This window comes from Methylobacterium pseudosasicola, from assembly GCF_900114535.1.
Classification (GTDB): domain Bacteria; phylum Pseudomonadota; class Alphaproteobacteria; order Rhizobiales; family Beijerinckiaceae; genus Methylobacterium; species Methylobacterium pseudosasicola.
In genome coordinates, this window is the sequence record NZ_FOTK01000006.1 from 142533 (window position 1) to 156376 (window position 13844).

General features: G+C 70.5%; 12 protein-coding genes. 7 read left to right on the plus strand and 5 right to left on the minus strand.

The features are described 5' to 3' along the window. Positions 1-80 precede the first annotated feature (80 nt). From BM228_RS08395 to BM228_RS08425, 7 genes are all read left to right on the plus strand, one after another. Complete coding sequence (locus BM228_RS08395; RefSeq protein ID WP_092038947.1) at positions 81-1892, plus strand: NirA family protein; 1812 nt, start codon at positions 81-83, stop codon at positions 1890-1892. Beyond that, positions 1889-3493, plus strand: a complete 1605-nt coding sequence (locus BM228_RS08400) for a sulfite reductase subunit alpha (RefSeq protein ID WP_092038948.1) — start codon at positions 1889-1891, stop codon at positions 3491-3493. Before BM228_RS08395 ends, BM228_RS08400 begins: the two co-directional genes overlap by 4 nt. A 231-nt stretch (positions 3494-3724) precedes the next feature. After that, positions 3725-6421, plus strand: a complete 2697-nt coding sequence (locus tag BM228_RS08405; RefSeq protein ID WP_092038950.1) for a nitrate reductase — start codon at positions 3725-3727, stop codon at positions 6419-6421. Positions 6422-6651: 230 nt separating this feature from the next. Continuing rightward, positions 6652-8109, plus strand: a complete 1458-nt coding sequence (cysG, locus tag BM228_RS08410; protein ID WP_092039142.1) for a siroheme synthase CysG — start codon at positions 6652-6654, stop codon at positions 8107-8109. 88 nt (positions 8110-8197) lie between these two features. Next, positions 8198-8443 (plus strand): type II toxin-antitoxin system Phd/YefM family antitoxin, encoded by a 246-nt coding sequence (locus BM228_RS08415; RefSeq protein ID WP_092038951.1) that lies wholly within the window; start codon positions 8198-8200, stop codon positions 8441-8443. Next, positions 8433-8720, plus strand: a complete 288-nt coding sequence (locus tag BM228_RS08420) for a type II toxin-antitoxin system RelE family toxin (RefSeq protein WP_092038953.1) — start codon at positions 8433-8435, stop codon at positions 8718-8720. Before BM228_RS08415 ends, BM228_RS08420 begins: the two co-directional genes overlap by 11 nt. 174 nt (positions 8721-8894) lie before the next feature. After that, positions 8895-9389 carry a cupin domain-containing protein gene (locus tag BM228_RS08425; protein ID WP_092038955.1) on the plus strand — a complete coding sequence of 165 codons (495 nt, stop codon included), beginning with the start codon at positions 8895-8897 and terminating at the stop codon, positions 9387-9389. A 12-nt stretch (positions 9390-9401) separates the two neighbouring features. On the opposite strand, the gene nudC is transcribed toward BM228_RS08425, so the two are convergent. From nudC to BM228_RS08450, 5 genes are all read right to left on the minus strand, one after another. Further along, on the minus strand, positions 9402-10301 hold the full coding sequence (gene nudC, locus BM228_RS08430; RefSeq protein ID WP_092038957.1) for an NAD(+) diphosphatase: 900 nt from the start codon (positions 10299-10301) through the stop codon (positions 9402-9404). Positions 10302-10308: 7 nt separating this feature from the next. Next, positions 10309-10728, minus strand: coding sequence for an HIT domain-containing protein (locus BM228_RS08435; protein WP_092039144.1), 420 nt, complete (start codon positions 10726-10728; stop codon positions 10309-10311). Positions 10729-10866: 138 nt separating this feature from the next. Then, positions 10867-11472 carry a hypothetical protein gene (locus tag BM228_RS08440; RefSeq protein WP_092038959.1) on the minus strand — a complete coding sequence of 202 codons (606 nt, stop codon included), beginning with the start codon at positions 11470-11472 and terminating at the stop codon, positions 10867-10869. Positions 11473-11592: 120 nt separating this feature from the next. Beyond that, positions 11593-12456, minus strand: a complete 864-nt coding sequence (locus tag BM228_RS08445; protein WP_092038961.1) for a universal stress protein — start codon at positions 12454-12456, stop codon at positions 11593-11595. A gap of 129 nt (positions 12457-12585) precedes the next feature. Further along, a complete protein-coding gene (locus BM228_RS08450; protein ID WP_208612003.1) occupies positions 12586-13734 on the minus strand; it encodes an acyltransferase family protein in 1149 nt (382 codons plus the stop codon). Between the last annotated feature and the right edge of the window lie 110 nt (positions 13735-13844).

The window sequence follows — 13844 nt, forward strand, 5'->3', positions numbered from 1 at the left end:
GATCCGAGACTTCGATTTCACACGCCCGCGCGCGTCGGACCGGTATCCGGTCCGGCCTCGGGCGATCCAGGGAGGCGCAGATGGCCGAGACCACCCCACAGACCGCCCCGGACGGCTTCAACCCCGAGCAGAAGCGCTATCTCGAAGGCTTCGCCTCGGGCGTGGCTGCCGCCCGCCTGACCGGGGGCCTGGCAATCGGGCAAGGCCCGGCGGCACCGGCCGAACCCACCGGGCCGGACGCGATCCACATCAAGGCGCAGGACAAGACCGTCAAGGACGGCGGCAAGCTCTGCGAGCAGGAGAAGTGGAAGCGCGCCGAGAACCCGTTCGACGGCCATAACCGCCTGATCGCGGAGGCCGCCGCGGGCAAGCAGCCCAAGCCCGAGGACAATTTCCGCTGGCGCTACCACGGCCTGTTCTGGGTCGCCCCGAACCAGGTGAGCTACATGGCCCGCCTGCGGATCCCCAACGGCATCCTGCACCATTGGCAGTTCGCCGGCGTCGCCGACCTCGCTGATCAGCACGGCGGCGGCTACGTCCACGTGACGACCCGCGCCAACCTCCAGGTGCGCGAGATCAGTCCCGAGCACGCTCAGCCGTTCCTCGATGGGCTTGTCGATATCGGCCTCACCGCCCGCGGCTCGGGCGCCGACAACATCCGCAACGTCACCGGCTCCTCCACCGCCGGCATCGACAGCCAGGAGTTGCTGGACACCCGCCCGCTGGCGAAATCCTGGAACAACTGGATCATCAACGACCGCTCGCTCTACGGCCTGCCGCGCAAGTTCAACGTCGCCTTCGACGGCGGCGGCGTGATGCCGACCCTGGAGGAGACCAACGATATCGGCTTCCAGGCGATCGAGGTGCTGGACGGCGCCGCAGTGGCGCCCGGCGTGTGGATGCGCCTCGTGCTCGGCGGCATCTCCGGCCACCGGGACCTCGCCCGCGACACCGGCATCGTGCTCAAGCCCGAGGATTGCAACGCCGTGGCGGACGCGATCATCCGGGTGTTCATTGAGAACGGCGACCGGACCAACCGCAACAAAAGCCGGATGAAGTACGTCCTCGACGCCTGGGGCTTCGACAAGTACCTCGCCGCCGTCGAGGACAAGCTCGGCCGCAAGCTCGACCGGGTCGATCCTGCCCATGTGGCGCCACGCCGGCCCACCGACCGGTTCGCCCATGTCGGCGTCCACGCCCAGAAGCAGGCCGGCCTCAACTGGATCGGCGTGGTCCTGCCGGTGGGCAAGATGACCAGCGACCAGGTTCGGGCCTTGGCCGAGATCGCCCGGGACTGCGGCGACGGCCAGATCCGCCTCACCGTCTGGCAAAACTTCATCTTTTCGGGGATTCCCGATGCGCGGGTGGCGGAGGTCGAGAGCCGTATTCTTGAACTCGGCCTGACCACCAAGGCGGCCGGCATCCGCTCCGGCCTCGTCGCCTGCACCGGTGCACGGGGCTGCAAGTTCGCCGCCTCCGACACCAAGGGCCACGCCCTGATCATCGCCGACCATGTCGAGCGCACGGTTACCGAGCTCGACGTGCCGGTGAACGTCCACCTCACCGGCTGCCACCATTCCTGCGCCCAGCACTATATCGGCGATATCGGGCTGATCGGCGCCAAGGTGGTCGTCTCCGAGGAGGGCGACACCGTCGAGGGCTACGACATCGTGGTCGGCGGCGGCTTCGCCGAGAACCCGAAGATCGGCACCGAGATCTGGAAGGCCGTCAAAGCCGAGGACGCGCCCTTCCGCGTCGAGGCGCTGCTGCGCACCTACCTGGCCCGCCGGCAGGGTCCGGACGAGAGCTTCCAGTCCTTCACCGCCCGCACCGGCACCGAAGCCCTGCGGGACGCCGCCGAGGAACAGCCAGCCCTGAAGGCCGCAGCATGAGTGAGCACGTCGCGCGCCCCCTCGTCCTGATCCCCGAGACCGCGCCCTTCGACGCCGACCAGCGCTCGTGGCTCTCGGGCTATTTCGCGGCCCTGCTCGGCCCGGCCGTGACGGGGGCGACCGCCCTCGCGCCGGGCGAGACGCCCCCCGGCGGCCCCAAGCTCGCCGATAACGACGACGCGCCCTGGCACGACCCTTCGGTGCCGATCGGCGACCGGATGGCCATGGCCAAGGACAGGCCCGAGCCGCAGAAGCTGATGGCCGCCATGGCCCAGCAGGATTGCGGCCAGTGCGGCTACAATTGCGCCGACTACGCCAACGCGATCTTCCTGAAGAACGAGGAGCGCCTGAATCTTTGCCAGCCCGGCGGCAAGGAGACCCTGCGCATGCTCAAGAAGCTGGAGGAGGAGTTCGTCGCCGCTGGCGGCGCGCCGGCTGCCCCGAAGACCGAGGACCATAGCCCGAAGCCGGCAGCCGATCTCGGCCCGCTCGGCTTCTGCCGAGAGAACCCGGTCGAGGCGCTGTTCCTGTCCCGCCGCCGCCTCAACGATCCGGGCGGCGAGAAGGAGACCTGGCACATCGAGATCGGGCTCGACGGCACGCCGATCACCTACGAGGCCGGCGATTCGCTGGGCCTGTTCCCGGCCAACGCTCCGGCCCTGGTCGACGCGGTGATCGCCGAGCTCGGCGCCCGGCCCGAGCGGATGATCGGCGACAAGACCCTGCGCGACCACCTGCTCAAGGACTATGCGCTCGGTGCCGCACCGGACAACCTCTACCAGCTGCTGTCGCTGCTGACTTCGGGCGCGGCCCGCAAGAAGGCGCAGGCCTTGGCGTCCGGCGAGGATCCGGATGGCGACGCCGCCTATCTCGACGTGCTCGGCGCCCTGCACAAGTTCCCCGGCGCCCGGCCCGACGCGGAGGTGTTTCTGGAGGCCCTCGATGAGTTGCAGCCGCGGCTCTACTCGATCTCGTCCTCGCCGAAGATGGATGCCGGAATCGTGTCCCTGACCGTGGACGCGGTGCGCTACAACCACCGCTCGCGGCTGCGTCTCGGCGTGGCCTCCACGCATCTCGGCGAGCGCCTGCCCGAGCAGACCAAGGTGAAGATCTACCTGCAGAAGGCCCATGGCTTCGCCCTGCCGGAGGACCTGTCCAAGGACGTGATCATGTGCGGCCCCGGCACCGGTATCGCGCCGTTCCGGTCCTTCCTGCGCGAGCGCGCCGCGACCCAGGCGCCAGGCCGCAACTGGCTGTTCTACGGCCACCAGCGCCAGGCCACGGACTTCTTCTACAAGGATGAGCTGACCAAGCTGAAGGACGATAAGATCCTGACCCGCCTGTCGCTCGCCTGGTCGCGGGACGGAAGCGAGAAGACCTACGTCCAGGACCGGATGCGCGAGAACGGCGCCGATCTGTGGAAGTGGCTCGAAGGCGGCGCCCATTTCTACGTCTGCGGCGATGCCAAGCGCATGGCCAAGGACGTGGAGCGGGCGATCATCGACGTGGCGGCCAGCCACGGCGGCAAGAGCCCGGAAGACGCGGTCGCCTATCTCGGCGCCCTCAAGAAGACCAGCCGCTACCAGGCCGACGTGTACTGAGCGGTGAAACCCTCCCCCCTCTGCGGGGGAGGGTGCCCCGCGTATGCGAGGCGGGAGAGGGGCAGCGCGACGCTTCAGGATCTAGCTTTCGGCGCGACTTCTCCGGATCCGGCCCTCCCCTCTCCCGACCCTCGCTAACGCGAGGGCCACCCTCCCCCGCAGAGGGGGGAGGGAATAGGCGGCCCGCCTTTTGCGGCGGCCGTCGAACAAAAAACTTTCGAGGACCCAGCCATGACCCTGTCCGTGGCAGACCCGACGGTGCGGACGACCTGCCCCTATTGCGGGGTCGGGTGCGGCGTGCTCGCGACCCCGGACGGGAGCGGCGGTGCGGCCATCGCGGGCGACACCGAGCACCCGGCCAATTTCGGCCGGCTGTGCTCCAAGGGCTCGGCGCTGGGCGAGACCCTGTCGCTGGAGAACCGCCTGCTTCACCCGCAGGTCGATGGGGTCCAGGCCTCGTGGGACGCGGCGCTGACGACCGTATCGGACAAACTGCGTGCGGTGGCCGAGACCCACGGGCCGGACGCGATCGCCTTCTACCTCTCGGGGCAGCTCCTGACCGAGGATTACTACGTCGCCAACAAGCTGGCGAAGGGCTTCATCGGCACGCCCCATGTCGACACCAATTCACGGCTGTGCATGTCGAGCGCGGTGGCGGCCCACCGCCGCGCCTTCGGCTCCGACACGGTGCCGGGCTGCTACGAGGATCTCGACGAGGCCGACCTGATCGTCATGGTCGGCTCGAACACCGCTTGGTGCCACCCGATCCTGTTCCGGCGCATGGCCGACGCCAAGGCCCGGCGGGGCACGAAGTTCGTGGTGATCGACCCGCGCCGGACCCAGACCGGCCAGGAGGCCGACCTGTTCCTCGGGATCCGGCCAGGCAGCGATGTCGCCCTGTTCTCGGGGCTGCTCGTGCACCTCGCCGATAACGGCTTCCGCGACCGGGCCTTCGTGGACTCGCACACCGCCGGGCTCGACGCCGCCCTCGACCGCGCCCGCGCCATTGCGCCGGATGTCGCCGCCGTCGCCGCCGCCACCGGCGTGCCGGCCTCCGACATCGCCGCCTTTTATGACCTGTTCGCCGGCACCCGCCGGGTGGTCACCGCTTTCTCGCAGGGGGTGAACCAGTCGGCGCAAGGGACAGACAAAGGCAACAGCATCATCAACTGCCACCTCATCACCGGCCGCATCGGCGAGACCGGGATGGGACCGTTCTCGCTCACAGGCCAGCCCAACGCCATGGGCGGGCGCGAGGTCGGGGGCCTGGCCAACATGCTGGCCGCGCACATGCATTTCGCCCCTGAGGAGGTGGACCGGGTGCGCCGGTTCTGGGGCGCTCCCCGGATCGTCACCGGCGAGGGCATGAAGGCGGTGGCCCTGTTCGAGGCGGTCGCCCGAGGCAAGATCAAGGCCCTGTGGGTGATGGGCACCAACCCGCTCGTCTCGATGCCGCAGGCCGATCGGATCCGCGAAGCCCTGAAGGGCCTCGAACTCTACGCCGTCTCCGAGGTGATGGCTGATTCCGACACGGTCCGGGGCCTCGGCAAGACCACGGTACTGCTGCCGGCCCTCGCCTGGGGTGAGAAGGACGGCACGGTCACCAATTCCGAGCGGCGGATTTCCCGGCAGCGCCGGTTCCTCACTGCACCCGGAGAGGCGCGGGCCGACTGGGCGGTGCTGTCCGAGGTCGGACGCCGGCTCGGCCATGACCGGGCCTTCGCCTTCTCCTCGGCCGCCGCGGTGTTCCGCGAGCATGCCGGGCTCTCGGCCTACGAGAACAACGGCACCCGCGACTTCGATCTCGGCGCACTCACCGACATCAGCGACGCCGCCTACGACATCAACCTGCCGGTGCAATGGCCGATCCCGAAGCGCTCCGGCCCGAAGGGCGCGCCGCAGGGCAAGGCCCGGCTGTTCGGCGACGGAAGATTCTACACCTTCGACCGGCGCGCCCGCTTCGTGGCGGTGCAGCCGCCCGGTCTGGCGCAGGCGGTCTCGGAGGATTTCCCGTTCGTGCTCAACACCGGCCGGGTGCGCGACCACTGGCACACCATGACCCGGACCGGGAAGAGCCAGCGCCTCTCGGCCCACCGCGCCGTCCCGTTCGTCGAGGTCCACCCGGACGACGCGGCCGGGCTCGGCCTGACCGAGGGCGGCATCGCGCGTCTGCGCACCGAGCACGGCGAGGCCGAGCTCGAAGTGATGATCACCGACACCGTGGTGCCGGGCGGCCTGTTCATGCCGATGCACTGGGGCAGCGCCTACGCGTCGAAGGCCCGGGTCGGCGCCCTGGTGCGCGGCGTGCCGGATCCGGTCTCGGGGCAGCCCGAGTTGAAGGCGACCCCGGCGGCCCTGGAGCCCGTCGCCTACCGGGCCCGGGGCTTCCTGCTGTCGCGCCGGCAGGTGGCGTTGCCGGAGGGTTGGTGGTGGGCGCGGGCGTCGATCACTGGCGGCTGGGGCGTACAATTCGCCACGGCGGCGAGTTCCAGCGCCGTGGCCCTGATGGTCCGCGGGCTGATCCAGAGCGAGGCGCTCGCCGGCTTCGAGCTCGCAGAATATGCCGACCACGCCCGCGACCGCTACCGCTGTGCCGTCTATGACGGCGCCCGGCTGGTCGCCTGCCTGGCCTACGCGCCGGCGGAGGCCCGCCCCGACTGGGAGGCGGCCAAGGCCCTGTTCGCCATCGAAGAGCCCGAGGCAGCCGAGCGCCGGGCGCTCCTCTCCGGCCGCGCCGCCACCGCCTCGGCGGGTCCGGTGGTCTGCGCCTGCCACGGCGTCGGCGCCGACGTGATCGCCGCCACGATCGGGGCGGGCGCCGGTTCCGTCGAGGCCGTGGGCGCCGCCTGCAAGGCCGGCACGAATTGCGGCTCCTGCATCCCTGAGATCCGCAAGATGCTGACCGGGGAGACCGCCCGCGCCGCGTGATTTTTTGGTATATGCCGACTCGAGAACAGATCGGCCCGTCCCACCAGCCCCCCCCTCATCCTGAGGTGTGGGCGCGAAGCGGCCGCCTCGAAGGAGCCCTCCAGCGCTCACGACGATCCCTGGAGCCCGCCTTCGAGGCCGCGACGCGGCACCTCAGGCTGAGGTTGTCTGGCGGGATGACCGGCACGATGTAGGCTCAGGACAGACCCGTGACCGATACCCCCGTCCCCCTGCGCGCAGCCCGCGCCCCCCGCGAGACCCAATCCGCCGGCCTCGAGCCGCTGGCGGTGCTGCCGGTGTTCGTGCCCCTGCGCGGCAAGCGGGTGGTGCTCGCCGGTTCCTCCGGCGGGGCGCCGTGGAAGGTGAAGGTCCTGGCCGCGGCCGGCGCGCATGTCGACGTCTACGCGCCCGAGCCCAGCGACGAGCTGCGCGCGGTGCCGGGCGAGATCGTCGACGGGAGCGTCACGCTGCACGAGCGTGCCTGGACGCCGGACGACCTCTGGGGCGCGGCCTTTTGCATCGGCGCTTTGGAGGACGAGGCCGAGTGCGTCGCCTTCGTGGTCGCGGCTCGGAGCGCCGGCGCCATCGTCAACGCGGTCGACCGGCCGCATCTCTGCGACGTGAAGTTCGGCGCCATCGTCAACCGGTCACCGCTGGTGGTTGGCATCTCCACGGAGGGCGCCGCCCCGGTCTTCGGCCAGACCGTGCGCGCGCGGATCGAGGCGATGCTGCCCCGGGGGTTCGCCCGCTGGGTCGGGGCCGCCCGCGACTGGCGGGACGGCGTCACCGCCCGGTTCCATGGGTTCAGTGAGCGGCGCAGCTTCTGGGAGCGCTTCACCGACCGCGCCTTCGCGGAGCCCGACCGAGCGCCGACGCAGCAGGACCTCGCCGAATTGCTCGGCGAGACCGAGGCGGCGCCGAAGGGCGGCGCGGTGACCCTGGTTGGGGCGGGCCCCGGCGACGCGGAACTCCTGACCCTCAAGGCCCTGCGGGCGCTGCGCAACGCCGACGTGATCCTGTACGACGACCTCGTCGCCCCCGAGATCCTAGACTATGCCCGCCGCGAGGCGCGGACCATGCTGGTGGGCAAGACCGGCCACGGCCCGTCCTGCCGGCAGGACGACATCAACGCCCTGATGGTGCAGCTCGCCCGCACCGGCAAGCAGGTGGTGCGGCTGAAATCCGGCGACCCGCTGGTCTTCGGCCGGGCCGGCGAGGAGATCGAGGCGTGCCGGGCCGCGAGCATCCCCGTGACCGTGGTGCCGGGCATCTCGGCGGCGCAGGGGGCGGCGGCGGCGCTGGGCCTATCGCTGACCCATCGCGACGCCGCCCGCCGCCTGCAATTCGTCACCGGCCACGACCGCCGCGGCGCTCTGCCGGACGACTTGAACTGGGGTGCGCTCGCCGATCCGAGCGTGACCACGGTGGTCTACATGCCCAAGCGCACGCTGCGGGCGCTGCTTGCCCGGGCGGTGGAGGAGGGGCTGGCGCCCTCGACCCCGGCTCTGCTGGTCTTCAACGTCAGCCGCCCGAACCAGGCCTCGCTGCGCGGCACCGCCGCCGACCTCGCCGACCGGGTCGAGGCCGCCGGCCTCGACGGGCCGGCGCTGCTGATGGTGGGCGAGGCGTTCTCGGAGCTGCGGGCCGCGGTGCCGGCCGAGGCCGCGCCGACACGGGTGGCGATCTGAGGCACAGGGATCGCGCCGGCGAGTCGAAATTCAGTACCGAATCCGGTATTGAATTTCGCAGGCAAAACGAACCCCTTCGGAGCTTGAGATGCAGGCCGTGCTGGCAAACGTGGCCGTAAGCGTGTCGGATCTGAAGAGGAGCCCCGCCAACGTATTGAGCGAGGCGCAAGGCGAGACTGTTGCGATCCTCAACCACAACCGGGTTATGGCCTACATGGTCTCCCCGGCCGCCTACGAGGCGATGATGGAGTTGATCGACGACGCCGAACTGGCCACCCTGATCCGGGCGCGATCCGGCGAGGTGCCGGTGAAGGTCGCCCTGGATGAGCTATGAGCTACAATTCCTTCCCTCTGCCCTGAAGGAATGGCGCAAGCTCGGCGACACCATCCGCCAGCAGTTCAAGGCCAAGCTCGCTGAGCGGTTGGAGACACCGCATGTCCCTACGGACCGGCTTCATGGCGCGGACTTGAAGGATTGCTACAAGATCAAGTTGCGCGCCTCCGGCTATCGTTTGGTCTATCGGGTCAGCGATGCAGCGATCACGGTAACCGTGGTCGCTGTCGGCAAGCGCAACCGGGATGAGGTCTACCGAACAGCGCAAAAACGATAACCGCAGCCGAACCAGCTTGCAGGCTGCCCCGCTGAAGCAGGCTGCCCCGCTGAAACGGTGTCCCTACAACCCGCGACGATCTGCGCCAGCGCCCGCGCCTGGGAAACCGTCAAGTTAGCGCCAAAAAAAGGCTTGCGGGGGCGAAAGACGCCCGCGGGATCTGGGAGGCGCTTCATGACAATACGTTCTTGGCTCGGTGTCGCGGCCATGCTCGTCGCGGCCGGTCCGGCCCTGGCGGCGGATCACGACGCGCCCGGGATGGTGGTGAAGCCCGACGGGGCGTCGGTGGTCTACGGGCCGGGGCCGGCGAACCTGCCGAAGGGCACGCAGATCAGCCAGGTCGCCGGGGACCCGGCCAAGCCCGGGCCTTTCGTGCTGCGGCTGAAGTTCCCGGCCAACACCGTGATCGCGCCGCACACGCATTCCAAGGCGGAGACGCTGACGATCCTGTCCGGCTCGATCTACCACGAGCACGGGGAGACGCTCGACAAGTCCAAGGGCGCGGCACTGAAGGCCGGCGGCTTCGTCTTCCTGCCGGAGGACATGCCCCATTCCCTGTGGACCACCGACGAGCCCGTCGAGCTGCAGGTCAACGGCTCCGGACCGTTCGGGCTGAACTACATCAACCCCGCCGACGACCCCAGCCGGCAGACGGGCGGGAAGGGCTAGAGAGCGGACGCGTCAGGTCTCGCCGGCCACGAACGCCCGCATCAGGTAGTTGGCGATCGCCATGGGCGGCGGGGCCTGGATGCCCTCGGGATGGGTGCCGGCCAGCATGGCGGCGACATCCGCGCGGTCAAACCAGCGGGCATCCTCCAGCTCGGTGGGGTCGGTGACGATGTCGCCGTCGAGGGCCTCGGCGGCGCAGCCCAGCATCAGCGAGGACGGGAACGGCCAGGGCTGCGAGGTCCGGTAGGTGACCGCGCCGACCCGGATCCGGGTCTCCTCGAAGACCTCCCGGCGCACTGCGTCCTCGATGGTCTCGCCGGGCTCCAGGAAGCCGGCGAGGCAGGAATACATGTGGGGCCGGAAATGCGGGCCCCGGCCGAGCAGGCAGGTCTCGCCCCGGCGCACCAGCATGATCACCACCGGATCGACCCGGGGGAAATGATGGGCGTTGCAGGCCGGGCATTCCCGCCGGAAGCCGCCGGCCTTCGGGACGGTGGCGGTGCCGCAATTGGCGCAGAAGCCGTGGCGCGCGTGCCAGTCGAGCATCGACTTGGCCACCGCCAGCAGGCCCAGCTCATCGGCCTCCACGGCGGATTCGGTGGCGATGGCGCGCAGGTCGAGGGTGCGGGTCTCGCCCTCGGCGAAACCTTCCGCGGCCTCGGCTGGTGCGGACGCGGCGAAGACCGGCCGCCCATCCCGGTGGCCCAAAAAAATCCGCGTCCCGGATAGGTCGGGCGCATCCGCGGGTGTGATCAGCGCGGTCGCCCCCCGCAGCACGATCCGGTCGCCGCAGATCAGGACAAGGCGCGTATCCGGCGCGTCGAAGGCCGGCACCGCCTCCTCCGGCTGCTCGGCCGAGTGCCGGTCGAGGCGGTTGCGGACGAAGCCGAGGGTATCGCGGGGATCGGTCATGGAGGGGTCAGGCCGCGGAGAACAGGGCACCGGCGCGCTCGATCAGCTGGGCGCGGGCGTGGAACGGGTAGGGCTTTCGGGTCTCGAAGCCCCAGACTGGCCCCGGCCAGGCCGGGTCGGAGCGGAAGCGGCCGATCACGTGGACATGGAGCTGCGCAACCACGTTGCCGAGCGCCCCGACATTGACCTTGTCGGGCTTCGACAGCGCCTGCATCACCCCGGTGGCGATGCGGATCTCCCGCCAGAGATCCGCGGCGTCGGCCTCGGACAGGTCCGTGATCTCGGAAGCCCCCGGGCGGCGCGGCACCAGGATCAGCCAGGGGAACCGGGCATCGTCCATCAGCAGCACGCGGCACAGGGCGAGATCGCCCACCTCGACGGTGTCGGCGTCCAGGCGCGGATCGAGGGCGAAGGCAGACTCGGTCATGGACACACGATGTAGCGCAGCTTGCGCCGCGGCGCGCCTCCCCGATGCGCGGAGCGATGCCGCAACACCGGTCCGGCTCGGGCCTGCTAACGCATCGTCTCTCTCCGAAAGCCGGCGACCACCTTTCGGGACGATGCTCTAGAAGGACGGCACGGCGCCTTGGCGGCCCACTGCGATCGTACCGACCGAGAGGGCGCCGTCCGGCCCGGATTGGGTGAACAGGGTGACGGCCGCGCCGGGTTCGAGCAGGGCTTTTTCGCCGGGGGCGATCGCGGTGACCGGGGTCCCGGCCGGAATCTCGAAGCTGGCCTGGCCGCCGCCATAGCCCAGGGTCAGCCGGAGCGGGCGGCCACCCTTCAGGTCGGCGACCCAGCCCGCCGTCAGGGTCGCGCCCGGATCGGTATCCCAGGGCTGGGTCCCGGCCTCGAAGCCGCGCTCGGAGGGGGAATACAGGGTCACCGCCTTGGCTCGCACCGGCTCGGAACCGCGGGTCGCCAGTACGCTGACGTAGCTCTCGGGCTTGATGTTGCGCAGGGCCGCCTCGGTCACCGCGAAGACGCGGGTGCGCGGGTTCATCCGCAGGGTCAGGGTGCTGCCGCCGGGGCGGCGGATCTGGATCCGGTCGGCCTCGGCCCATTCCACGATGCCGCGGAACCGGGCGGTGGTCGGCTGCGCCCGCACAGCGGTCGCGGCAGCCACCATCAACAGGACGGCGAGGAGGAAGCGGGTCAAACCTGTCGTCACGGGGATCCTATGAGCGCTCGCCGCCGAAGCGGATGCCGGTTCGGCGCAGGTGAGCGCGCCAAATCAACGACCCAGCTGCGGAGGCCGAACGCCAGGGGCGCGCGACGGTTCCCGGTCCGGTCAATGCGCCAGCAGCACCGGCATGTCGGCATGGGCCAGGACGTGGCTGGTGACCCCGCCAAAAATCATCTGGCGCAGGCGGCTCTGGGTGTAAGCGCCCTTGATCAGCAGGTCGCAGCCGAACGCCTTAGCCTCCGCTAAAAAAGTCTCGCCCGGGGCGCGACGTCCGGCCGGGAGGGCGCGGTGCGAGGCCGCCACGCCCTCGCAGGCCAGGGCCTGAGCGAGGTCCTGGGCGCTCGGTCCCGGCACCATGCCGCCCTCGACGCTGAGCACCAGCACCCGCTCGGCCCGGCGCAGGAACGGCATGGCGAAGGCCACCGCCCGGGCGGTCTCGGTGGAGCCGTTCCAGGCCACCAGGATCGCGTCGCCCAGCGTCGTGGGGGCGACCGGGGGCGCCAGCAGGATCGGGCGGCCGCCCTCGAACAGGGCGGTCTCGAAGGTGGTCATGCGCGGGGCGTTGTCCGTGGTCCCGGGGCGGCCGACCACGGTGGCCGAGAACAGCCGGGCATATTGGCCGAGGAACGCGTCGCCGGTGGGCACGTCCTGCCGCCAGCGATAGCGCGGGCCGGCATCGGAAACCTTCTCGGGGATGCAGAGCCCGTCGCGGGCGTGCCGCGGGATGCCGGCCGCATCCATGAAGGCGACGAAGCGTCCGCCGGCCTCCTCGGCCTCGGCCCGGTCGGCCTCCTCGTCGCGCAGCCAGGTCATGCCGCCGACCATGTCGACCGGCACGTATTCGGCCAGCGCCGGGCGCAGCGACACGCCCTCGATCAGGCTGCCGAAGCGGGACGCGGCGAGCCGCGTCGTCTCGAACACGGAGGTCAGGCCGTCGTGCATCGCGACGGGAACGAGCAGGGTCTTCATCGCGGCATCCTCCTCCGGTGCGTGAGGCTAGCGCATCGTGCCGAATACCGGAACCGGCACGATGCGCTAGCTTTCTGATTCGCATCGTCTTTTTTCCGAAAGCCGGCGGCCACCTTTCGGGACGATGCCCTAGTCCGCCCGACGCCCCGGGGGAACCGGTGCGGGCGCGGCGCGCACACGGTTTTGCGCGGCGCCGGGGTCGAGACGCGCGCGCGCCCACCGGGTCAGGGGCCGCTCGATGCCGCGATGCACCAGCAGAGCCGCCGCGACGCTGCCGACGACCATGAAGGCGAGGCTGCCCCAGGGATGCAGGGCCGGGGCGAGGCCGAGCCTGAGCAACGCCTCGCGTCCGAGCCGCAGGGCGAAGGGATGCACGAGGTAGAGGGCGTAGGAGGCATCTCCCAGGAGCACGAGCCCGCGCATCGGCGCCGACAGCGCTGCGGCTTGCGCCGCATTCCGTTCCGGTCCGAGCGCGGCCGCCACTAGCAGCGCCGCCGGCACGCCGACCAGAAGTGGGCGCAGGAAACCGTCGGCGGCGCCATCGCCCACGAGCAGGCGAGCGGCTAGGAGCAGCCCGAGGACGCCCGGAACCGCGAGTCCCAGGCGAAGTGAAACGCCCGGCCGAAAGCCCGCCCGGTGGGCGAGGGCGAGCCCGGCGCCGAGCAGGAACTCCAGCACGATCGGGTTCGCCCAGAACCGGACCGGCACCGGCAGCCCGGGCACCAGCGCGCCCACCGCGACCAGCATTACCAAGGCTATGGTGAGCCAGGCCACGGCGCCACGCCGGCCGAAGCCGAGCCCGAGGGCGAACAGCCCGTAGAAGAACGCCTCGTAATTGAGGGTCCAGCCCAGCCCGTAGAGGGGCTGGACGATGCCGTCCGGCCGGGCCGCCGGCCAGAACAGGAACCCGGCCAGGATCGTGCCGGGCTCCCGCACCAGGGCCGCGGCATCCCCGAGGAGGTCGGGGCGCGCCAGGGCGAGGGCGAGGTAGAGCAGGCTCACCAGCCAGTAGAGCGGCACCACCCGGGCGATCCGGTGCGCCAGGAAGCGGGCGCGCCCGCCCGGCGCCCCGAACAGCTGGCCGCTCGCATGCACGATGACGAAGCCCGAGATCACGAAGAACAGGTCGACCCCGCCCCACCACGGCAGCAGCGTGCCCGGATCGAGAGCCGGCCCCGCGCCGTGGAGCGCCAGCAGCCCGGCCTCGTGCCGGGCATGATGCCAGACCACCATCAGGGCGGCCACGGCGCGCAGAATCTGGATTTCGATCAGGATCACGGAGCCGTCTGCATCAGTAGAGTCCCTTCAATCCCGGTCGTTCAGCAAAAAACGGCAGGAACCATAGGGCGATGGCCCCGTTGTCGAACCAATTCGCGACCTTGTCGCCG